This is a genomic window from Pseudomonas sp. COR18, assembly GCF_048568395.1.
GTDB classification, from domain to species: Bacteria; Pseudomonadota; Gammaproteobacteria; order Pseudomonadales; family Pseudomonadaceae; genus Aquipseudomonas; species Aquipseudomonas fuscovaginae_B.
The window spans coordinates 1,500,016-1,523,348 of the sequence record NZ_CP183808.1 but is presented as its reverse complement, the minus strand read 5'-3'; the positions used below and the strand labels follow the sequence as shown (position 1 = coordinate 1,523,348).

General features: G+C 63.2%; 15 protein-coding genes. 11 read left to right on the top strand and 4 right to left on the bottom strand.

Going from position 1 to position 23,333, the window contains the following annotated elements; genetic code table 11:
- Nucleotides 1-90: 90 nt before the first annotated feature.
- From ACM62G_RS07070 to ACM62G_RS07035, 8 genes are all read left to right on the top strand, one after another.
- A complete protein-coding gene (locus tag ACM62G_RS07070; protein ID WP_054061453.1) occupies nt 91-1,773 on the top strand; it encodes a fatty acid--CoA ligase in 1,683 nt (560 codons plus the stop codon).
- Nucleotides 1,774-2,106: 333 nt separating this feature from the next.
- Nucleotides 2,107-3,975, top strand: coding sequence for a DUF1302 domain-containing protein (locus ACM62G_RS07065; RefSeq protein ID WP_054061454.1), 1,869 nt, complete (start codon nt 2,107-2,109; stop codon nt 3,973-3,975).
- A gap of 29 nt (nt 3,976-4,004) precedes the next feature.
- Complete coding sequence (locus tag ACM62G_RS07060) at nt 4,005-5,369, top strand: DUF1329 domain-containing protein (RefSeq protein ID WP_419736927.1); 1,365 nt, start codon at nt 4,005-4,007, stop codon at nt 5,367-5,369.
- Nucleotides 5,370-5,574: 205 nt separating this feature from the next.
- The gene (locus tag ACM62G_RS07055; protein ID WP_419736926.1) at nt 5,575-8,298 is read left to right on the top strand and encodes a LuxR C-terminal-related transcriptional regulator; all 2,724 of its coding nucleotides are present in this window, start codon (nt 5,575-5,577) and stop codon (nt 8,296-8,298) included.
- A gap of 177 nt (nt 8,299-8,475) precedes the next feature.
- Nucleotides 8,476-10,170: a putative bifunctional diguanylate cyclase/phosphodiesterase gene (locus ACM62G_RS07050; protein ID WP_054059892.1), complete on the top strand. Its 1,695-nt coding sequence runs from the start codon at nt 8,476-8,478 to the stop codon at nt 10,168-10,170.
- A gap of 55 nt (nt 10,171-10,225) precedes the next feature.
- Nucleotides 10,226-14,551 carry a PAS domain S-box protein gene (locus ACM62G_RS07045; protein WP_419736925.1) on the top strand — a complete coding sequence of 1,442 codons (4,326 nt, stop codon included), beginning with the start codon at nt 10,226-10,228 and terminating at the stop codon, nt 14,549-14,551.
- Between the two features lie 108 nt (nt 14,552-14,659).
- The gene (locus ACM62G_RS07040; RefSeq protein ID WP_273825720.1) at nt 14,660-15,304 is read left to right on the top strand and encodes an MBL fold metallo-hydrolase; all 645 of its coding nucleotides are present in this window, start codon (nt 14,660-14,662) and stop codon (nt 15,302-15,304) included.
- A gap of 97 nt (nt 15,305-15,401) precedes the next feature.
- A complete protein-coding gene (locus ACM62G_RS07035; RefSeq protein ID WP_054059889.1) occupies nt 15,402-16,205 on the top strand; it encodes an OmpA family protein in 804 nt (267 codons plus the stop codon).
- Between the two features lie 84 nt (nt 16,206-16,289).
- Here ACM62G_RS07035 and ACM62G_RS07030 read toward each other — a convergent pair whose 3' ends face one another.
- Nucleotides 16,290-16,727, bottom strand: coding sequence for a YhcB family protein (locus ACM62G_RS07030; RefSeq protein ID WP_054059888.1), 438 nt, complete (start codon nt 16,725-16,727; stop codon nt 16,290-16,292).
- A gap of 148 nt (nt 16,728-16,875) precedes the next feature.
- Here ACM62G_RS07030 and ACM62G_RS07025 point away from each other — a divergent pair, with 148 nt between their 5' ends.
- The 3 genes from ACM62G_RS07025 to zapE all read left to right on the top strand — a co-directional run bounded on the left by ACM62G_RS07025 (nt 16,876) and on the right by zapE (nt 20,069).
- A complete protein-coding gene (locus ACM62G_RS07025; RefSeq protein ID WP_273825721.1) occupies nt 16,876-17,505 on the top strand; it encodes an alpha/beta hydrolase in 630 nt (209 codons plus the stop codon).
- A 25-nt stretch (nt 17,506-17,530) separates the two neighbouring features.
- Nucleotides 17,531-18,883: a tryptophan--tRNA ligase gene (locus tag ACM62G_RS07020; RefSeq protein ID WP_419736924.1), complete on the top strand. Its 1,353-nt coding sequence runs from the start codon at nt 17,531-17,533 to the stop codon at nt 18,881-18,883.
- Nucleotides 18,884-18,974: 91 nt separating this feature from the next.
- Entirely contained in the window at nt 18,975-20,069 is a 1,095-nt protein-coding gene (gene zapE / locus ACM62G_RS07015; RefSeq protein ID WP_026145296.1) for a cell division protein ZapE, read from the top strand.
- Nucleotides 20,070-20,104: 35 nt separating this feature from the next.
- Here zapE and ACM62G_RS07010 read toward each other — a convergent pair whose 3' ends face one another.
- The 3 genes from ACM62G_RS07010 to ACM62G_RS07000 all read right to left on the bottom strand — a co-directional run bounded on the left by ACM62G_RS07010 (nt 20,105) and on the right by ACM62G_RS07000 (nt 23,295).
- Nucleotides 20,105-21,091, bottom strand: a complete 987-nt coding sequence (locus ACM62G_RS07010) for an asparaginase (RefSeq protein ID WP_419736923.1) — start codon at nt 21,089-21,091, stop codon at nt 20,105-20,107.
- Between the two features lie 109 nt (nt 21,092-21,200).
- Nucleotides 21,201-22,385 carry a hypothetical protein gene (locus ACM62G_RS07005; RefSeq protein ID WP_054064173.1) on the bottom strand — a complete coding sequence of 395 codons (1,185 nt, stop codon included), beginning with the start codon at nt 22,383-22,385 and terminating at the stop codon, nt 21,201-21,203.
- Between the two features lie 13 nt (nt 22,386-22,398).
- Nucleotides 22,399-23,295, bottom strand: a complete 897-nt coding sequence (locus ACM62G_RS07000) for a nitrilase family protein (RefSeq protein ID WP_054064174.1) — start codon at nt 23,293-23,295, stop codon at nt 22,399-22,401.
- Between the last annotated feature and the right edge of the window lie 38 nt (nt 23,296-23,333).

Sequence of the window (23,333 nt, the reverse complement as noted above, 5' to 3'; positions counted from 1 at the left end):
AATCATCCCTTTGGCTGATTTAGAGAGTGCGCGGCGCCTCTAGAGTGCCTATCTTTAGCCACGACCGTGCAGTCAGAGAAAGGGAACTCCATGTTGCAGACACGCGTAATTCCGCCCGCCGAAGGCGCTTATCGATACCCGCTGCTGATCAAGCGGCTGCTGATGTCCGGCAGCCGCTATGAAAAGACCCGCGAAATCGTCTACCGCGACAAGGTGCGCTACAGCTATCCGACCCTGGCCGAACGGGTCGCCCGCCTGGCCAACGTGCTGACACAGGCCGGGGTCAAGGCCGGCGACACCGTGGCGGTGATGGACTGGGACAGCCATCGCTACCTGGAGTGCATGTTCGCCATTCCGATGCTGGGTGCAGTGATCCACACGATCAATGTGCGTCTGTCGCCGGAGCAGATCCTCTACACCATGAACCACGCCGATGACCGCTTCGTGCTGGTCAACAGCGAGTTCGTCGGGTTGTACCAGGCGATCGCCGGGCAACTGACCACCGTGGAGAAGACCCTGCTGCTCACCGATACCGACTCGACCACGGCCGATCTGCCGAACCTGGTCGGCGAGTACGAGCAACTGCTGGCGGCGGCCAGTCCGGTCTACGATTTCCAGGACTTCGACGAGAACTCCGTCGCCACCACCTTCTACACCACCGGCACCACCGGCAACCCCAAGGGGGTGTACTTCAGCCATCGGCAACTGGTACTACACACCATGGGCGTTGCGACGGTCATGGGCAGTGTCGACAGCGTGCGGCTGCTGGGCACCAACGATGTGTACATGCCGATCACCCCGATGTTCCATGTGCACGCCTGGGGCCTGCCCTATGTGGCGACCATGCTCGGGCTCAAGCAGGTCTATCCCGGGCGCTACGATCCGGAGTACCTGGTGGAGTTGTGGCGCCGGGAGAAGGTTACCTTTTCCCACTGCGTGCCGACCATTCTGCAGATGGTGCTCAACGCCAAAGCCGCGCAGGGCGTCGATTTCAAGGGCTGGAAGATGGTCATCGGCGGCAGCGCATTGAATCGCACGCTGTACGAGACGGCCAAGAGCCGCGGCATCCAGTTGACGGCCGCCTACGGCATGTCGGAGACCGGGCCGCTGGTGTCCTGCGCCCACCTCAACGAGGAATTGATGGCCGGCAGCGAGGACGAGCGCACCACCTACCGGATCAAGGCCGGTGTGCCGGGGCCGCTGGTCGAGGCGGCGATCATCGACGATGACGGCAACTTCCTCCCCGCCGACGGCGAAAGCCAGGGTGAGCTGGTATTGCGTGCACCGTGGCTGAGCGAAGGCTACTTCAACGAGCCGGAGAAGGGCGCCCAGCTCTGGGCCGGGGGCTGGCAGCACACTGGCGATGTCGCGACCCTGGACAGCATGGGCGTGATCGACATCCGCGACCGGATCAAGGATGTGATCAAGACCGGCGGTGAATGGGTGTCGTCCCTGGCCCTGGAGGATCTGGTCAGCCGCCATCCGGGCGTCCGCGAAGTGGCGGTGGTGGGTATCGCCGATCCGCAATGGGGTGAGCGTCCGTTTGCCTTGCTGGTACTGCGCGAGGGCCATCAGCTCGATGCGCGGGAACTCAAGGAACATCTCAAGCCGTTCGTCGAGCTGGGCCACCTGAGCAAGTGGGCGATCCCAAGCCAGATCGCCGTTGTTACTGAAATTCCCAAGACCAGCGTCGGCAAGCTCGACAAGAAGCGTATCCGCCTCGATATCGTCGAATGGCAGGAGAGCAACAGCGCCTTCCTTTCCACCTTGTAATTCCTTCTCGCCACGCCCGTCCGGGCGTGGCAATCCCCGACCAAGCAAGCGCTTGCCTTGCCAAATGATTTTTTTCGGCCATGCTTGCCGAGCCGATTGTGGCGAGGCGGGTCAAAAGGCTGTGCCAGAGTGGTTGCGACTGCAAATCACACTTTAGAGGGATCAAGCAGTACTACCTGCTGGCTATAGTCCGCCCAGGGATTTTCAATAACGGAGCAGGCACGCGCTATGAACGTGCCACCTCGAACGAGACAGGAAAGCGGGATTTCCATGTGACGGGGCGTTCTTGAAAGTGCTCACTGCCATAACAATAAAGTACATGGAGTAGTGTCGATGATCTCAGTAAACCAGTTCTGGCGCCGGGCGAAGTTGCCCCTGGCCGTCAGCCTCGCCTCTACGCTCGCTGGCCCCGCATTCGGTGTCAGTTTCAACATCGGTGAAATCGAGGGCAGTTTCGACTCGTCGCTGTCGCTGGGGGCCAGTTGGTCGACCCAGAACCCCAACAAGAACCTGATTGGCGTCAACAACGGCGGCAAGGGCCTGTCGCAGACCTCCGATGACGGACACCTGAACTTCAAGGCCGGGGATACCTTCTCGAAGATCTTCAAGGGTATCCATGACCTGGAACTTAAGTACGGCGACACCGGTGTGTTCGTGCGCGGCAAGTACTGGTACGACTTCAAGCTGGAAGACGAGGACCTGAGATTCAAGAACGTCAGCAACGACAACCGCAAGGAAGGCGCCAAGTCGTCCGGCGGGCAGATTCTCGATGCCTTCGTCTACCACAACTATTCCATTGCCGACCTGCCGGGCTCCGTGCGTTTCGGCAAGCAGGTGGTGAGCTGGGGTGAGAGCACCTTCATTGGTGGCGGTATCAACTCCATCAACCCGATCGACGTGTCGGCGTTCCGTCGTCCGGGGGCCGAGATCAAGGAAGGCCTGATTCCGGTCAACATGTTCTATGTGTCCCAGACGCTCACCGACAACCTGTCAGCCGAGGCGTTCTATCAGTTGGAATGGGACCAGACGGTGACGGATAACTGTGGGACGTTCTTCTCGCAGCCCGATGTGATTTCCGATGGTTGCAAAGACAACCTGCGCCTGCTGGCCAAGCGCTCGACCATCGGTGCGGCCAGTCCAGCTGCCCTCGCGGGTTTGACTGCCAGGGGCCTGGACATCAACGAAGAGGGGACGCTGGTTCGTCGTGCCGGCGATCGCGATGCACGCGACGGCGGTCAATTCGGTGTCGCGTTCCACTATAACTATGAGCCGCTGGATACGGAGTTCGGCGCGTACTTCATGAATTACCACAGCCGTGCGCCGATCTTCAGCGCTACGGCGGCAAACCGTGCGGCGTTTCTCACCGCACCCGCATTCGGTTCACTTGCTCCGGTCTATATTGCGGGTAACTCCAGTTATTTCGTCGAGTATCCGGAGGACATTCGTCTATATGGCCTGAGCTTCTCCACCACGCTGCCTACAGGCACCGCCTGGAGCGGCGAACTGAGCTATCGTCCAAACGCTCCGGTTCAATTGAATACCACGGACATCCTGTATGCCGGCGTTACCCCGCTCACCGGTTTTGGCAATGCCTCCCCGCTGAAGGGGGTGATCGGTCAGGACATGCACGGCTACAACCGCAAGGAAATCACTCAATTCCAGACCACGTTCACACATTTTCTTGACCAGGTCATGGGCGCGAGTCGCTTGACCCTGGTAGGAGAGGTGGGTGTGACCCATGTAGGCGGGCTTGAGAGCAAGTCCAAGGCTCGTTACGGTCGCGATCCGGTATTCGGCCCTGGCCGACTGCCGAATGGTTTCTGCGCAGCCCTCAATACTTCGACGATTGCGGGCGCTGGCGCTGGCGCGGATGGCAGCAACCGTACCTCCAACTGCGACAACGACGGCTTCACCACCGCCACCTCCTGGGGCTACCGCGCCCGGGCGATCTGGGAATACCCGGACGTTTTCGCCGGGGTCAACCTCAAGCCGAACGTGGCCTGGTCCCACGACGTGAAAGGCTACTCGCCAGGTCCTGGCGGCAACTTCGAGGAAGGTCGCAAGGCGGTCAGCCTGGGCCTCGATGCCGAGTACCAGAACACCTACACCGCGAGCCTGGCCTACACCAACTTCTTCGGCGGCGACTACAGCACGGTGGATGACCGTGACTTCGTGGCGCTGAGCGTCGGTGTGAACTTCTAAGCGGGCTGGATTTCAGGAAGAACAAGAACATGAAAATGACCAAGAATCTGTTGCAGGTCGGCGTACTCGGGCTGTCCATGCTGGCGAGCAGCGTGATGGCGGCGGTGTCGGCCGACGAAGCCGCCAAGCTCGGCACCAGCCTGACCCCGATGGGTGCGGAAATGGCCGGTAACGCGGCCGGCACCATCCCGGCCTGGAAACCGATGCCGAAGAACATCGGCAGCGTCGACAGCAAGGGTTTCCTCTCCGACCCGTATGCCGGCGAGAAACCGCTGTTCACCATCACCGCGCAGAACGTCGAGCAGTACAAGAACCAGTTGGCGCCCGGCCAGTACGCGATGATCAAGCGCTACCCGGACACCTTCAAGATGCCGGTGTATCCGTCCCACCGCGGTGCCACGGTACCGGATGACGTGTTTGCCGCGATCAGGGAGAACGCCACCAAGACCAACCTGGTCAGCGGCGGCAACGGCCTGGAGAACTTCAAGACGGCGATCCCGTTCCCGATCCCGAAAAGCGGTGTGGAAGTGATCTGGAACCACATCACCCGCTATCGCGGCGGCAGCGTGACTCGCCTGGTGACCCAGGCCACGCCCCAGGCCAACGGTTCGTTCAGCCTGGTGTACTTCCAGGACCAGTTCGTTTTCCGCGACAAGATGAAGGACTACGATCCGGCCAACCCGGGCAACATCCTGTTCTACTTCAAGCAGAAGGTGACCGCGCCGGCGCGTCTGGCCGGTGGCGTGCTGCTGGTTCACGAAACCCTCGACCAGGTCAAGGAGCCGCGTTCGGCGTGGGTCTACAACGCCGGCCAGCGTCGCGTGCGGCGTGCCCCGCAGGTGTCCTATGACGGCCCGGGTACCGCGGCCGACGGCCTGCGCACTTCCGACAACCTCGACATGTACAACGGCGCACCGGACCGCTACGACTGGAAGCTCGAAGGCAAGAAGGAGATGTACATCGCCTCCGACAGCTACAAGCTCGACGATCCGAAACTCAAGTACACCGACATCATCAAGGCCGGCCATATCAACCAGGACCTGGCCCGCTACGAGCTGCGCCGGGTCTGGCATGTGGTCGCGACCCTGAAGGAAGGCCAGCGCCACATCTATGCCAAGCGTGACTTCTACATCGACGAGGACACCTGGCAGGCGGCGGTGATCGACCACTACGACGGTCGTGGCCAACTGTGGCGCGTGGCCGAGGCCCATGCCGAGAACTACTACGACAAGCAGGTGCCGTGGTACGCCCTGGAAACCCTCTACGACCTGCAGTCCGGCCGTTACCTGGCGCTGGGCATGAAGAACGAAGAGAAGCAGGCGTATGACTTCGGCTTCACCGCCAGCACCAGTGACTTCACCCCCGCAGCATTGCGCCAGGACGGCGTTCGCTGAGGTTTTTCGTAGGACAGAGGCGCATCCTCTGTCAGAACGCCCCGACAGGTTCGGGGCGTTTTTTTGCCCGGCAAAACTGTGGCTAGATATTTCAATATGCAGGCATTTCGACACATTTACGCTAAAAAACCTTCATTGCGCTGACCATTCCCGCTAGTCTGCGCTGATGTGCCTTGCCGATAACCGCCTTTGACAAGAGCCGGCCATGACTGATCTGTTCCGTATGCCAGACCCCGTGGTCCCGGCCATACCCGCACTGGAAGGACGCTTCTACCGACCGCCGTTGCCAGAAGGGCATGTGCTGCGACCTCGTCTGTGCGAACGTCTGGGCGAGGGGCTCAATGGCCGTCTGCTGTTGATCAGTGCCCCGGCCGGTTTTGGCAAGAGTTCGCTGGCGGTGGAGTTCTGCCAGAGCCTGCCCGGCCACTGGCAAAGCCTGTGGCTGGGGCTCAGTCCACGCGACAGCGATCCGGGACGTTTCCTGGAGCGTCTGCTCGATGGCCTGCAACAGTATTTTCCCGACCTGGGTGGCCGGGCGCTGGGCCTGTTGAAAATGCGCCAGCGTCATCAGCCGTTCGCCTTCGAGGAGTGGCTGGACGGGCTGCTCGATGAGTTGGCGGTACAGCTTTCGAACAATACGCCCCTGCTGCTGGTGCTCGATGACTATCACCTGGCCCAGGGACCGGTGCTCGACCGTTGCCTGCAATTCTTTCTCAACCACCTGCCGCCGGGGCTGCTGGTGCTGGTCACCAGTCGCCAGCGACCGGAATGGCACCTGGCGCGTCTGCGCCTGTCGCGCCAATTGCTGGAACTGAGCGAACAGGACCTGCGGCTGACGCTCGACGAGTCCATGGCGTTGTTCGACCGGCACCGCAACGCCTTGAGCGGCGAAGCCCTGCAGACCCTGATCGAGCGCAGCGAGGGCTGGGTCGCCGGTCTGCGCTTCTGGTTGCTGGCGGCACAGGCCAACGATGAGGAACTGCCCCAGGTCCTGCATGGCGGCGAGGGTCTGATTCGCGACTACCTGCTGGAGGAGGTGATCGACTTCCTGCCGGCGCACGTCCAGGCCTTTCTCTACGACACCGCTTCCCAGGAGCGTTTTTGCCGCGAGCTGTGCGATGCGATCCGCGAGTCCCATGACAGCGGGCAGATTCTCGATTACCTGCAATCGCATCAGGTCTTTCTCGTGCCGCTGGACGAGCATGGCCACTGGTTCCGCTACCACCATCTGTTTTCCGACCTGCTGCGCAGCCGCCCCGCCGCCAACGGCCTGGTCCCACCCGCCAGCCTGCATCTGCGCGCCTGCCGCTGGTTCAGCTCCCAGGGGTTGCTGGATGAAGCGGTGGAGCAGGCCTTGCGCGCCGGTCACCTGGATGTGGCGGCCAACCTGGTGCAGAACCTTTCCGAGGAGCAACTGCTGGCCGAGCAGAACGTCGGCATGCTGCTGCGCTGGAAAATGGACCTGCCCGACAGCCTGCTGACCAGTTCGCCACGCTTGATCGTGTTGTACGCCTGGGCATTGGGGCTGGCCTGTCAGCTGGATGCGGCGCAGGAACTGGCCAGCAACCTGAGCAACTTCCTGCCAGCACCGTCGGCCACCGCGCAGCAGTCCATGCTGGCCCAGTGGCTGGCCCTGAGTGGCATCATCGCCCGCGGTCGCGGTGATCGTGAGCGGACCCTGGCCTATTGCGGCGAGGCCTTGCTCAGCCTGCCCCACAAGCGTTATGGGCAGCGCCTGCTGTGCCTGTCGACGCTGTCCAACCTGGCGATTGCCGAGGGCGACCTGTGGCGCGCCCGGAGCCTGAACCGGGAGTCCCTGGAACTGGCCCAGCGGGTCGGCAACCCGCTGTTCGAGGCGCTGGCCCACTATGACCGGGCGCGGGTGCTGCAGGCGCGCGGCGAAGTGCTGCGAGCACTGGAGGAGGTGCGGCAAGGCTTGCAGCGCCTGCAGGGCCTGCCCGCGCAACGGGTCTATGCGGCACGGGCGCGGCTGACGATATACGAGGGCTACCTGCTGAACCTGCGCCTGCAACCGCAGGCATCGCGCCAGCGCCTGCTGGCCGGACTGCACGAAGCACGGGCCTGTCGTGATGTCAGCGTGCTGATCGGCTATTGCGTGATCGCCTGCCAGGAAGGCCAGGGCGGCGACTTTGCCAGGGCCTTTGCCGAACTGGCTGAAGCCGAGCGGCTGATGCATGTCTGGGATGTGCCGCCGATCTACTACCTGGCGATGATCACCCTGGTCAAATGCGAGCTGTGGCTGGCCCAAGGGCGTGTCGACCTGGCCGAAGCCTGGCTCGGTCGCCTGGGGCAGACCTATACCGGCGAGCAGCCGGCCGCCGCGCCGGAGTTTCATCCCCAACTGCCGGCGCACATCGAGTTGCAGCAGGCGCAACTCGATGTGCGCCAGGGCCGACCCGAGGCGGCCCGGCAGCGCCTGGGCAGGCTGGTGGCCCAGGGGCAGGCCAGCGGGGGGCAACTGCTCAGCATCCTGGCCTGGAATCAACTGGTGGTGCTGGCGCTCGCCGAGTCGCGGGACGCCCAGGCCCGTTCGCTGTTCGCCCGGGCCATGGAGGCCGGAACCGGCGGAGCCCTGCTGCCGTTCCAGGCCCTGAGCGGCAGCCATCCGGAGTGGATGCGCGAGCAGTTGCTGGCGGGGCCGGACACGCCCCTGCGCCAGAGTCTGCTGGGGCTGTTGCCGGCCCAGGTGGTACGTGAGCCCAGCCATCCGAGCGAACAATTGAGCGCCCGCGAGCTGGCGGTTCTGCAATTGATCGCCCAGGGCTGCTCGAACCAGGAAATCAGCGACCAGTTGTTCATCTCGCTGCACACCGTGAAAACCCACGCCAGCCACATCAACAGCAAGTTGGGCGTAGAGCGGCGCACTCAGGCCGTGGCGCGGGCCCAGGACCTGGGGCTGCTGCAGTAGTTTGCGGCGTAATCCCCGTCCAGGGGGTGGCTATACGCCTTGTCTGCGCTATAACCAATAGACGTGTGATTTCCTTTGCGACGCCTGCCGCGCCGCACGTCCTGTGGTGGCCCAGAGGGCGGGAAACCTCCGGCGCCCTTCGATCATGAGTTACCAAGGAATGTCTGGGAGCAAGGAATGCGTGAAACCTCCTTCAATCCCGCTCCGGTTGTGCTGATAGTCGATGACCAGACAACCGATGCGCTTATTCTCAGTGAGTCGGTGCGGGACCTGGCACAGGTGTATGTCGCCAGCAGTGGTGAGGAAGCCTTGCGCGTGGCTCGCCAGTTTCGTCCGGATGTGGTTCTGCTGGACATAGAAATGCCCGACATGAGCGGCTTCGAAGTCTGTCGGGCACTCAAGGCCGACCCCAAGCTGTCCGACGCCGCGGTGATTTTCGTCACCTCCCATGCCCAGGCCGACTACGAGCTGCAGGCGTTAGGCTACGGGGGGATCGATTTCATCCAGAAACCCCTCAACCTGCCGGTGGCCAGGGCCCATATCAACGCCCACCTGACCCTGCGCAACGAGGCCAAGCGCCTGGCCAATCATGACGCCCTCACCGGCCTGCCCAACCGCATGCTGCTGCAGGACCGGGCGGAACAGGCGCTGAAAATGGCCCGGCGCAATCACGGTCGGCTGGCGATGCTGTTGCTGGACCTGGACAACTTCAAGGCCATCAACGACTCCATGGGGCATTCGGTCGGTGATCAGATGCTCAAGTACGTGGCCACGCGGTTGTCGCTGATCCTCGGCAGCATGGACACCCTCAGCCGGCAGGGTGGGGACGAGTTCATCATCCTGCTGTCGGAGGTCGACAGTTTCGAGGCGGTGGGCGATTTTGCCGAGCAGGTGCTGACTACCATTTCCAACCCCTTCTCGCTGCAAGGCAACCGCTACGACCTCAGCGCCAGTATCGGCATCGGCGTGTTTCCAGAGGACAGCGAAGACCTGGAGTCGCTCTACCGCCATGCCGACTCCGCGATGTACCAGGCCAAGCAGGCCGGACGCAATCGCTACCAGTTCTTCTCGCCGGCTATCGAGAGCGGCATGCGCGCCCGGCACCTGCTGGAGCGGCACATGCGCGCCGCCATCGACGATGGGGTGTTCGAGGTTTTCTACCAGGCCAAGGTCGATGTCCGCGAGCATCGGGTGGTCGGCATGGAGGCACTGATCCGCTGGCGCGATGGTGGCGGCAATCTGGTTTCGCCCTCGGACTTCATCCCGCTGGCCGAGGAAACCGGGCTGATCATCCCCATCGGCAAATACGTGATGCTCCAGGCGTGCAAGGAGACGCGCAAACTGCACGAGCAGGGTTTTCCGGTTTGCGTCAGCGTCAACATCAGTGCCGTGCAGTTCCGCGAGTCGTCGTTCCTGGGGATGGTCAAGGACATCCTGCTCGATTCCGGGCTCGCCCCGCAGTGGCTGGAGCTGGAAATCACCGAAGGGGTGCTGGCCCGTGACACCGACAACGCCCGCGAAACCCTGATGGCGCTCAAGGCGCTGGGTGTGCACGTGGCCATCGACGATTTCGGCACCGGCTATTCGAGCCTGGCCTACCTCAAGCGTTTTCCCATCGATGTGCTGAAGATCGACCAGAGCTTCGTGCGCGACATGCTCACCGACAAGAGCGACCTGGCCATCGTCGAGGCGATCATCAAGCTGGGCCAGGCACTGGGGCTCGAGCTGGTGGCCGAGGGCGTGGAGACCTGGCAGCAGGCCGAGTTGCTGCTGGAACTGGGATGTCGGGTGATGCAGGGGTACCTGTACTGCCGGCCGGTTCCGTTTGCCCAGATACGTACCCTGCTGGCCTCCTGGTCACAGGCGACATGAGCCGTTGATCGGCACGCCGTCACCGGCACAACCCCACTGCCCGAGGGAGCCTGAGTTGAACCGATTTCATCTGTACGCCCTGAACGGGCGCGCCATCACGCTTCTGGTCATCGGCCTGGTTGCGACTTTCGTGGGTTGTCAGATCCTGCAGAACACCAACGAGCAGCGCGCCCGCGAAGCACTGGCCAACGCGGCCGACAGCGCGGTGGAGGCGGTAGTTGGCCGGCTGCAGAAGTATCAGTACGGGTTGCGCGGGGCGCGGGGCGCCATCGTCGCCAGTGGTGAAGAGAACCTGACGCGCGAGACGTTTCACCGTTACAGCCTCACCCGTGACGTGCCGGTCGAGTTCCCTGGGGCCCGCGGCTTCGGCTTCATCCGGCGGGTACCGGCCCAGGACCTAGAGCAGTTTCTGCAACGGGCGCGCGACGACAGCTCGCCCAGTTTCAGCATTCGCCAGTTCGCTCCCCATGAGGGCGATCTGTATGTGATCCAGTACCTGGAGCCCAACCGCGATCAGGCGGTGGCCATCGGCCTGGATATCGCTTCGCAGCCTGATCGTGCCGAAGCGGCGCGGATGGCCGCGCGTACCGGGGAGGTGCGGCTCACTTCGCCGATCACGCTGGTGCAGGCGGTGGGCAAGCCGAAGCAGTCCTTCCTGATCCTGCTGCCGATCTACAGGAGCGGCATCGTGCCCAAGACCGAGTCGGAGCGGGAGGCGGAAGTCGTCGGCTGGAGCTATGCCCCGCTGATGATCGAGAGTGTCCTGGCTGGCCTGGTGCCGCAAAGCGAGGCGATCAACCTGCGTCTGCGCGATATCACCGGGCCGGGGCCGGCGGTGGAGTTCTACCAGACGGCTCAGGGCGCGGAGGCGGCGACGACAGGATTGCCGAGCCGGACCCTGGAACGCGACATCTACGGGCGCCGCTGGCAGATCGAGCTGCAGGCACTGCCGTTGTTCATCGAGCGCCTGCACCAGGTTTCGCCGCTGGTGGTGTTTGTGCTTGGAACCCTGGCCAGCGTGCTGGTGGCGGCACTGGTGGCCATCGCCGGAGTCAGTTCCCGGCGGCGCCTGCAGGTGCTGTCCGAGCAGCGGCGGCTGGCCCTGATCGTCGAAAGCTCGGCGGATGCGATCATCGGCACGACCCTGGACGGTGTCGTGACCAACTGGAACCGGGGAGCGCGAAAACTGCTCGGCTACACCGCCCAGGAAGCGGTCGGCCAGCCGTTGCTGAAGCTGATCGTGCCGCCCGGGCTGGCGGCGGAAGAGGCCGAGATCCTCAGGCGCATCGCGCTCGGCGAGACGATCGTCAACCTCGACACCGTGCGTCACAGCAAGGACGGGCGCAGTATCAATGTCTCGGCGAATGTCTCGCCGATCTGCGATGAAAGCGGTGCGGTGATCGGTTCCTCGAAGATTCTGCGGGACATCACCGCGCACAAGGCCGCCGAGGCGCGAATTCTCGAACTCAATGCCAATCTGGAAGAGCAGGTGGCCGAGCGGACCTCGGAATTGCGGCGTATCAACCTGTTGTTCAGCAGCGTGCTGCGTTCGGCTTCCAGGGTAGCGATCATCGCCACCGACCTGGAGGGCGTTATCAGCCTCTTCAACGAAGGCGCCGAACAGATGCTCGGTTACCGTGCCACGGAACTGGTGGGCAAGGCCACGCCGACGATCCTGCATCTGGAGCAGGAAATCGCCGAGCGCAGTGCCGAGCTGAGCCGGGAATATGGGCAAGCCATCGAGGGCTTCCGGGTGTTTGCCCACAAGCCGGAGTTCGAGCACTCGGAAATCCGCGAATGGACTTATGTGCACAAGGATGGCAGGCACGTGCCGGTGAACCTGGTGGTGACTTCGCTGCGTGATGAGCAAGGCACGTTGACCGGGTACCTGAGCATCGCGATCGATATCACCGAACGCAAGGTGGCCGAACACCAGCTGGACCTGAGCCTGCAATCGGTGCGGCTGATTCGCGACCAACTGCTGATGGCCGCCGACGTGGCGGAACTGGGTATCTGGACCTGGACCCTGGCCGACGGCACGCTGCAGTGGAACGAGCGGATGTTCGAGTTCTACAGCCAGCCATTGAGCCTGAAGGACAATGGCCTGACTTACGCGCACTGGTACGAACGCGTGCATCCGGATGATGCCGAGGCGGTCGCTGCGCAACTGGCGGCGGCGGTGGCTGGCGAGGGGGTCTACGACCCGGTGTTCCGGGTACTCGCGCCGGATGGCCGGATCCGTATCATCCAGGCCGGTGCGCAGATCGAACGCGATGCCCAGGGGCAGCCGCTCCGGGTGACCGGTATCAATCGGGATATCACCACCCAGCGCGAGCTGGAGGCGCACCTGCTCCAGGCCCGGGACCGCGCCGACAGCGCCAGTGCGGCCAAGTCGTTCTTCCTGGCGAACATGAGCCATGAAATCCGCACGCCGATGAATGCGGTGCTGGGGATGCTGCAACTGGTGCAGCACACCGAGCTCAATGCCCGTCAGCGCGACTATGTGGTCAAGGCCCAGACTGCGGCCAAGTCCTTGCTCGGGCTGCTCAACGACATTCTCGACTACTCCAAGATCGAGGCCGGCAAGCTGCGCCTGGACCTGCACACCTTCGAACTCGAGGCACTGATGCGCGACCTGGCCGTGGTGCTGGCGGGCAACCAGGGCAGCAAGGAGGTCGAGGTGATGTTCGACCTCGATTCCGAGCTGCCGGGCAGCCTGGTCGGCGACAGCATGCGTCTGCAGCAGGTGCTGATCAACCTGGCGGGCAATGCCCTGAAGTTCACCCAGCAGGGCCAGGTGGTGGTCAGCCTCCGCCAGTTGCAGCGCCTGGAGGGCCAGGTAGAACTGCGGGTCGAGGTCTGCGATACCGGCATCGGCATCAGCGCCGAACAGCAGCAGCGGATTTTCGAGGGCTTCACCCAGGCGGAGGCCTCGACCACCCGCCGCTTTGGCGGTACCGGGCTGGGCCTGGTGATCTGCAAGCGCCTGGTCGGCCTGATGGGCGGCGAGTTGCTGGTCGAAAGCGAGGAGGGCAGCGGCAGCCGATTCTGGTTCGACATCACCCTGGACGTGGCCCGCACCGAGCCGCTGCGGTTGTCCTGCCCCGGTGTGGATTCGCAGATGCGCCTGCTGGTGGCCGACGACAACTCCATGGCCTGCGAGCTGCTGCTACGTACCGTGCGCTCCCTGGGCTGGACGGCGGACACGGTGGATGGCGGCACGCGGGCGGTGGAGAGCGTGCGCAATGCCCAGATGCGTGGCGAACCCTACGATGTGGTGCTGATGGATTGGCGCATGCCGGACATGGACGGGCTCAGTGCTGCGCGATTGATCAGCCTGCAGGAACAGAGCGCGCCACCGCCGATGGTGATCATGATCACTGCCTACGGCCGGGAGGTGTTGGCGGATGTGCATCATGAAGGTGATGCCCCCTTCGTCGGCTTCCTCACCAAACCCGTGACGCCCCTGCAGTTGGCCGATGCCGTGCAGCGGGCTTTCAGCAGCAGCGAAGCGGTTCCCGAGGTACGGCCGGGGCCTGTGCGCCAGCGGCGTCTGGCCGGCATGCGCCTGCTGGTGGTGGAGGACAATGCGCTCAATCGCCAGGTCGCCGACGAACTGCTCAGGGGCGAGGGTGCGCAAGTGGTCCTGGCCGAAGGTGGCCTGGAAGGTGTGAGCCAGGTGTTTTGCGCTTCGACTCCTTTCGATGCGGTATTGATGGATATCCAGATGCCGGATATCGACGGTATGGAGGCGACCCGGCGGATTCGCCGGCAGGCCGATTTCGCCTCGCTGCCAATCCTGGCGATGACCGCCAATGCCTCCAGCAGCGATCGTGAGGCCTGTCTGGCGGCAGGGATGAACGACCATGTGAGCAAGCCCATCGACCTGGAGGAACTGGTACTGACCCTGCGTCTCCAGACCGGTCGTGAAGCGTCGCAACCGAAAGTGCTCGAAGCCGCCGGCGGCGCGGCGGACACGGTGCTGGAAGCGCGCCAGTCGATCATGGCCCGCTTTGGCGGCAATCTCGAACTTATCTCTACGGTCCTCTACGGTTTCGGGGCGGAACTGGAGAAGCAACTGTCGCTGCTGCCCACCCATCTGCAGGACCGTGACGGGCCGGCGCTGGCCGCGGTGTTGCATGCGATCAAGGGCAGTTCCGGGACCATGGGGGCCCAGGCCCTGTCACAGCGTGCCGGGGCGCTTGAGCGTGAACTGATGTATGGCGATGCCGCCGCGATTGCCCGGGTGCTCGACGACCCGCAATGGCTGCCGGAACTCAGGCAACTGCTGGCACGCAGCGTCGAGGAGTTGCAGGCGACGTTCGGCAACGGCTATCGGGGCGACTCAGCCCGGGACATGGCCGCCGGGTCGCGTTCTTGAAGCCGGTGGAGGCGACTCCTTATACTTTTCGCAACAGGGTCCCTGGTTCGGCACCTCAATCGCCAGGGGCTTTTTTATGGTCTTTCGAGCCTGTTGCAGGAGCAGCCCATGGACGCCGCAAAACCCGCGCTGATCCGCGAAACCTTCCCCGTCGGCCCGTTGCAGTGCAACTGCACCATCATCGGTGATCCGCTGACGAAAAAAGCCATCGTCGTCGATCCGGGGGGCAACCATGAGTTGATCCTGGCCCGGCTCGATGCCCTGGGCCTGAAGGTGGTCAGCATCATCCACACCCATGCGCACCTGGATCATTTCCTGGCTTCCGGCCAATTGAAGGAAAAAACCGGGGCCACCCTGCATCTGCACAAGGACGACCAGTTCCTCTGGGACAACCTGGAGATGCAGTGCAACCTGTTCGGCGTGCCCTACACGCCGGTACCGTCGCCGGACCGGTGGCTGGCCGATGACGAGGAACTGGCCTGTGGCTGTGGCGTGGCCCTGCATACGCCGGGACATACGCCGGGCTCCATGAGCTTCTGGTTTTCCGAGGCTAGACTGTTGATTGCCGGGGACACGCTGTTTCGCCGTGGCATCGGCCGGACCGACCTGTGGGGTGGAGACCAAGCCACCATCGTCCGTTCGATCAGGCAGCGCCTGTATACGCTGGACGAGGAGGCGACGGTGGTCACCGGTCACGGGCCCGACACCCGGCTGGGCGATGAGATGCGTGAAAACCCTTTTGTGCGCGGTTGAAAGGTTTCATGGAATTTTTGCCGTCGGTCGTGTTCAAACGCCGGCACAGGTCCATCGCCAACGGCCTCTGCACTTTCAATGAGTAGGAGCTAGATCCATGTTCACCTCGCGTCGTTTGATTCTCGTCGCAACCACCGTTGCCATGCTGTCCGGCTGTGCAACGCAAAACCCGTATGACAACCAGGGACAGGTGGAGCAGGGTGGCTCCTCGGGCATGAGCAGAACCGTCAAGTATGGTGGCCTGGGCGCCCTGGCCGGTGCCGTCGCCGGTGCCGCCATCGACCACAACAACCGTGGCAAGGGCGCACTGATCGGTGCCCTGGTCGCTGGCGCGGGTGCCGCCGGCTACGGTTACTACGCCGACCAGCAGGAAAAGAAACTGCGTGAAAGCATGGCCAACACCGGCGTCCAGGTGCAGCGTCAGGGTGACCAGATCAAGCTGATCATGCCGGGCAACATCACCTTCGCCACCAACTCCGATGCCATCGCCAGCAGCTTCTACCAGCCGCTGAACAACCTGGCCAACTCGCTCAAGGAGTTCAACCAGAACCAGATCGAGATCGTCGGCTACACCGACAGCACCGGCAGCCGCCAGCTGAACATGGACCTGTCCCAGCGTCGCGCGCAGAGCGTGGCCAACTACCTGACCTCGCAGGGCGTCAACGGTGCCAACCTGTCGGCCCGTGGTGCCGGCCCGGACAACCCGATTGCCAGCAACGCCGACGTCAATGGCCGGGCGCAGAACCGCCGGGTGGAAGTCAACCTGCGTGCCATTCCTGGCCAGCAGTATGGTCAGCCGCAAGGGCAGTACCAGCAGCAGGGCCAATACCAGCAACAGGGTCAGTACCAGCAGTATCCGCAGGGCCAGCAATACGGTCAGCCGGTGCAGCAGTATCCTTGAGTGCCTGACTGAAGGCCGGATGTGAAATGAAAAAGCCCGCCTGATCACTGATCGGGCGGGCTTTTTCGTGGGGCTGAAGTCGGTTTATTTCTTCAGGCCGTAATGCTCGTCGAGCATGCCGGGCGCATTCGGCGCCTTGGGCGCGTAGTCACGCGGCGGCTCCTGGTTTTCCCGGGGCGGGGTCAGGCGTTCCCGTGGCGCCTGGGGCGCTTCGGAATGCAGGGCGGCCAGCAGGCGTTGGCGGGTCAGTTCGTCAAGGGCCAGGCGGTTGGCGCCCTCGGCGAGATGGTCCTGCACTTCCTGGTAGCTCTGGGTGAGTTTCTTGACCAGGGCAGCGGTGCTGTTGAAGTGGGTGACCACCTCATTCTGATAGGTATCGAAACGTTCCTGGATATCGTCCAGCTGACGCTGCGTGCTGCTGGGAGCGGCACTCGGGACCAGACGGGCGACCAGGAAACCGATGGCGACACCGGCAACCAGGGCAAGAGTCGGCAACAACCAAACTAAGAGCGAGTGTTCCACGAGTCCTTCCTCTATAAACGGCTTTGCTTTACGTTAACGGCTCGGACCTGCGCTGTATACCGCGATCTTCTGGTCGCAAGCTGTCAGGCACAGACTTTTAGCTAGACGAGTCGACCCCTAGAGAGGTCACGGAGTTCATTCCTTGCTTATGCGTGAAACCGCTTTTTTCATCGACGGCCCGGTCGGTCAACTGGAAGCCTTGTACCTGGACAACCCCGAGCCCCGCGGTCTGGCGTTGATCTGCCACCCAAACCCGGTGCAGGGGGGGACCATGCTCAACAAGGTCGTCTCGACCCTGCAACGCACCGCCCGCGATGCCGGGCTGATCACCCTGCGTTTCAACTACCGCGGTGTCGGGGCCAGTGCCGGCAGCCACGATATGGGTAGTGGCGAAGTCGATGATGCCGAGGCCGCCGCACAGTGGTTGCTGGCGAAACATCCGGACCTGCCGCTGACGCTGTTCGGTTTCTCCTTCGGCGGTTTCGTCGCGGCCACCCTCGGCGGTCGTCTGGAAGCCCGTGGCCAGTCGCTCAGGCACCTGTTCATGGTGGCCGCGGCGGTGATGCGTCTGCGTGCCGAGGACCGCCTGCCAGTGGGCTGCCCGCTGACCCTGATCCAGCCGGAAGCCGACGAAGTGATCGATCCACAGGTGGTCTATGACTGGTCCGCTGCGCTGGATCGTCCCCATGAGCTGCTGAAAGTGGCAGAATGCGGACACTTTTTTCATGGCAAGTTGACCGATCTGAAGGATCTGCTTCTGCCGCGCCTCTCGAATTGATAGCAGTCTGACTAAGCGATTACCCATGACGACTCGTACGCGTATCCTCACCGGCATCACCACCACCGGCACGCCGCATCTGGGCAACTACGCCGGCGCCATCCGCCCGGCGATCCTGGCCAGCCGCGACAGCAATGCCGACTCCTTCTATTTCCTGGCCGACTACCACGCGCTGATCAAGTGCGACGACCCGCTGCGCATCCAGCGTTCGCGCCTGGAAATCGCCGCGACCTGGCTGGCCGGTGGACTGGATGTGGACCGCGTGACCTTCTATCGCCAGTCGGACATCCCGGAAATCCCCGAGCTGACCTGGCTGCTGACCTGCGTCGCGGCCAAGGGCCTGCTCAACCGTGCCCACGCCTACAAGGCCTCGGTGGACAAGAACGTCGAGGCGGGCGAGGACCCGGATGCCGGGATCAGCATGGGCCTGTACAGCTACCCGGTGCTGATGGCGGCGGACATCCTGATGTTCAACGCGCACAAGGTGCCGGTCGGTCGCGACCAGATCCAGCACGTGGAAATGGCCCGCGACATCGGTCAGCGCTTCAACCACCTGTTCGGCCAGGGCAAGGAGTTCTTCGTCATGCCCGAGGCACTGATCGAGGAAAGCGTGGCGACCCTGCCGGGCCTGGATGGCCGGAAAATGTCCAAGAGTTACGACAACACCATTCCGTTGTTCACCAGTGCCAAGGACATGAAGGACGCCATTTCGCGGATCGTCACCGATTCCCGCGCGCCGGGCGAAGCCAAGGATCCGGACAACTCGCACCTGTTCACCCTGTACCAGGCGTTCGCCACGCTCGACCAGGCTGCCGCTTTCCGCGCCGACCTGCTGGGTGGCCTGGGTTGGGGCGAAGCGAAGAATCGGCTGTTCCAGTTGCTCGATGCCGAACTGGGCGAGAAGCGCGAGCGTTATCACGAGCTGATTTCCCGCCCGGCGGACCTGGAGGACATTCTCCGGGCCGGTGCGCAGAAAGCCCGCAAGGTGGCCACGCCATTCCTCGCGCAACTGCGCGAAGCGGTCGGCCTGCGTTCGTTCGTCAACCCGGTACAGGTGGCCGAGACGAGCAAGAAAAAAGCCGTCAAGGCCGCACGTTTTGTCAGCTTCCGCGAGGACGACAGCTTCCGTTTCCGCCTGCTGGCGGCCGATGGCGAGCAGTTGCTGCTGTCGCGCAATTTTGCCGACGGCAAGACGGCGGGGGCGGTGACCAGGCAACTGCAGTCGGGCCAGCCCCTGGATATCCGCAGCGAGGCTCGCAGCTTCAGCGTGTGGTTGGAAGGCGCCTGTGTCGCCGACAGTCCCGAATTCGCCGACGAAGCGGCCCGTGACGCGGCCATCGAGGCTCTGCGCGTGGCTCTGACGCCGGTTCAGGACTGACCCAGCGTTCGACCCGACCAAGGGCCGATTGCCATTCCTACGGGCCATCGCTAAAGTGACGGCCCGTTTTTGTTACCTCGCTAACGAAATTATGACGCCCCTAGAACGATATCAAGCTGATCTGAAACGTCCCGAGTTCTTTCATGACGCGGCCCAGGAAACGGCTGTGCGCCATTTGCAGCGCCTGTACGACGACCTGGTCGCGGCCTCGCAGAACAAACCGGGCCTGCTCGGCAAGCTGTTCGGCAAGAAAGACCAGGCGCCGGTCAAGGGCCTGTATTTCTGGGGTGGCGTGGGTCGCGGCAAGACCTACCTGGTGGATACCTTCTTCGAAGCGCTGCCCTTCAAGGAAAAGACCCGTACGCACTTCCACCGCTTCATGAAGCGCGTGCACGAGGAAATGAAGACCCTGGGCGGCGAGAAGAACCCGCTGACGATCATCGCCAAGCGCTTCGCCGCCGAGACCCGGGTGATCTGCTTCGATGAATTCTTCGTCTCCGACATCACCGACGCGATGATCCTCGGCACCCTGATGGAAGAGCTGTTCAAGAACGGCGTGACCCTGGTCGCCACCTCGAACATCGTCCCGGACGGCCTGTACAAGGACGGTCTGCAGCGCGCGCGTTTCCTCCCGGCGATCGCCCTGATCAAGCAGAACACCGAGATCGTCAACGTCGACAGCGGTGTCGACTATCGCCTGCGTCACCTCGAACAGGCCGAGCTGTATCACTTCCCGCTCGATGAAGCCGCCCACGAAAGCCTGCGCCAGAGCTTCCGCGCGCTGACGCCGGAATGCACCCAGGCGGTGGAAAACGATGTGCTGATCATCGAGAACCGCGAGATTCGCGCCTTGCGCACCTGTGATGACGTGGCCTGGTTCGACTTCCGCGAACTGTGCGACGGTCCGCGCAGCCAGAACGACTACATCGAGCTGGGCAAGATCTTCCACGCCGTGCTGCTCAGCGGCGTCGAGCAGATGAGCGTCACCACCGACGACATCGCCCGTCGCTTCATCAACATGGTCGACGAGTTCTACGACCGCAACGTCAAGCTGATCATCTCGGCGGAAGTCGAGCTCAAGGATCTCTACACTGGTGGTCGCCTGACCTTCGAATTCCAGCGGACCCTCAGCCGTCTGCTGGAAATGCAGTCCCACGAATTCCTGTCGCGGGCGCACAAGCCCTAGGACAGCGTCCGGGGCGTCGCTCGACGCCCCCTCGACTACAGGTCGAAATGCCCGAGCCAGTCGGGCAACTCCTCCATGCATTGGCAGCCGAGCAGTAGCCACAGCAGTATTCGCGTCTTGCGCGGGCAGAGGGCGCCAGCCATCTGCACTCCGCGCTTGAGCAGATCCATCTCGCTGCCGATGAAGCCATACGATCTGGTCGCCGTCGGGCCCGCCCCTGTGCGTGTTGCCACCACCACCGGGATATGTCGCGCCAGACCAGCGGCAATGTTGGCCCAGTGCTCGCTGACATGGCCGGCGCCGAAGCCGGCGATGACCAGCCCCTCGTAACCCAACCCCGGGAGCTGCTCCAGCAGCAGGGTGTCGGCTGACAGGGTCGCCTCGAGCATGGCGACTCGCTGGTCGAGACGCTGCGGCAGTGGCAGGGTCCTGCGCTCTGCCGGTGGGTGCAGGTAGCGGACGTTGTTCTCGATTATCAGCCCGGCCGGACCGAACAGCGGCGAGCTGAACGCCTCCAGTGCCAGCGCGTCGATCTTGCGTACCCGGGCAGCGGCGTGAACCTGGCCGTTGAGTACCACCTGGACGCCCCGCTTTCGACTCTCGGCAGCCAGCGCCACCAGACCGGCCTGCAGCAGGTTGGCCGGGCCGTCGGCGCCGAGTTGCGAGGACGGGCGCATGGCTCCGGTCAACACCAGTGGCGTATCGAACGGCCAGAGCAGGTCGAGGAAGAATGCGGATTCCTCCAGGGTATCAGTCCCCTGGGTGATCAGTACCCCGCTGGCCCCCTGGGCAACCTGTTCCCGAGCCCAGGCCAGGACATCGAGCAGCCGTTCGAAATCCAGCGAGGCGCTGGCTTGCAGGCACAAGGTTTCGACGATGACCCGGGCGCTTGCGTTGAGTTGCGGGACCTGAGACAGCAGAGTCTGGCCGTCCAGGCTGGGCATGACTCCGCCGTTCGGGCGGGCTGCCTGCATGCTGACAGTGCCGCCGAGGGCAGCGATGGAAAGCAAGGGAAGGGACATGGTGTACTCGCTGGTTGAGGACTGAAAGAACCTGGCCGGCAACCCAAGGGGAGTGCCGGTTCAGGGGAGTGGTCGCAATGGGGCAATTCCGTTGGCGAGCCTGCGAGGATCAAGTCAGGCGCAGCATTACCCCCACCAGCGGGACGATCAGCAGGGTGCTGATGGCCATCGACAACACGTTGCCGATGTACGGGTGCAGGTAAGTGGGCAGACGTCTTGACAGTGCCACGGCCAGGGGCGGTGCAAGCAGGGCACCAAACATCGCACTGGCGAGTACCACCAGGGGACTGCCGCCGTGGCTGAGGACCGCAGCGGGAGCCACCGATACGATCGGTATGTAGGTGGGATACCAGCCGAGTTCGATCCATTGTTGGCGCCAGAGCGTGACGCCAATGACCGAGGACAGTGCCTGAGCTGCAAGTATCGACAGTAGCAGGCCCGAGCCATAGGCCGGCGCGAGCGGGTTCAGCACATAGGCCAGCAGCACGCCGAGCAGCAGGCCGAGACTTGCCCATTCGTTGCCGAAGAACGGTGCTTCGGAGAAGTCCGCCAGCACCCGGCGCATGCCCCAGCCCAAGCCATACTTGTGCGTTTGGGCTGGCTGGGGGGATGCCGATGTTTCGCGGGCTGGCGGCAGAGGCCGTACCAGCATCGGCCAACTCCGGCAGATGAGAAAGGCCAGCACGCTACCCAATGCCATGCCTGACACGTTGCCAATGACCGCGGGCAGTTCCAGTGGCGTGCACAGGAAATTGACCAGTAACAGGCACAGTGGTGTGACCAGCAGCGCGCCCATCACCGCACCGGTAACGGCGATTCTCCAGCCTGCACCGAACAGCAGCACCGTCGCCGCTGGCACTGAGACGAAAGCGGCGAACGTTGGTTGCCAGCCGAAGCGTGGAACAGTCCAGCCCCACAGCAGGTTGCTCAGCAGCAGGCCGAGCAGCGAACTGCTGATCAACCAGGGCCACAGTCCGCTGCCATACGCGATGGCGAAGCCCTGCCAGGACTTGCCCTGGCGGTAGGCCCAGTGGCCGAGGGCGGCGCCGGCCAGCAGCCCCAGTGAAGCCAATTCGTGTTTGTAGAAAGCCACTTCGCTGATATCGCCGACCCACCAGCGCAGCCAGGCGCCCGGCGCTGGCAGGCTGTCCATCATGTGCTGGTAGTCCGGCCATGGCGGCAGGCTGCCCGACAGCATCATCCAGGCAATCAGCAGGCAGGGAATCACCAGGTAGAGCGTGAGCAGGTAGGCAGGCAGGTAGTCACGTTGGTTCTCAAAGGACCGCTTGTTCATGACCGCCTCCTTGTCAGCGTGGTAGGGCAGGATGGCGGGTATAGCCGAGCATGCTGTCATAGAGATCGGCGCGACGGTCACGTGGCAGGTCGTTCAGGCTGTTCCAGATCGGTGCGCTGCGAGCCTGGGAGAGATCGATGTCGGCATACAGGATGACCTCCTCCTCGGCGCTTGCCACTTCGCCAATCGGCCAACCGTTGGTGCCGGCAATCAACGAGCAACCTAGAAAGCGCTCGCCACGGTCACTGCCAATGCGGTTCGCAGCGGCGATGAAGACGTTGTTGACATGTGCGGCGGTGATGGTCAGGTAGGACGCCATGCAGCGGCCGCTTTGGTCGAACAGTGGAGGTGGGGTCCAGACCCAGTTGTTCAGGCTGCAGATGATGTCTGCGCCCTGTTGGCCAAGTAGCCGCGGGACTTCGGGGAACCAGATGTCCCAGCAGATCAGCAGGCCGATGCGCCCGATAGGGGTATCGAACACCGGGAAGCCAAGATCACCGGGAGTGAACCAGAGCTTCTCGGCGTTCCATAGGTGCGCCTTGCGGTATTTGCCGATGAATCCTTGCGGGCCGATCAGTACCGCCGAGTCGAACAGTTGTATGCCATCACGCTCGGCAAGACCCGCGACCAGATAGACCTGGTGCTTGCAGGCCAGGTCGATCCAGGCCTGTACGCTGTCTCCGGCCGGAATCTCCTCGGCGTGGGCGAAAGCTTCCTCGCGGTCGCGGAACATGTAGCCGGTGTTGGCCAGTTCTGGCAGCACGATGAGATTGGCTCCGGCGCTCGCCGCCTGGGTTGCAAGCTCGAGAGTGCGCTGCAGGTTGTGCTTGCGTCGGGTGATACCGACTTGGGGGTCGAACTGTACGACGGCAATGCGGGCGGGGCTGATGGCGTGTCTGGAGTCATTCATTTGATGTGCTCTCATTCTTATTACCCAATCCGATTGAA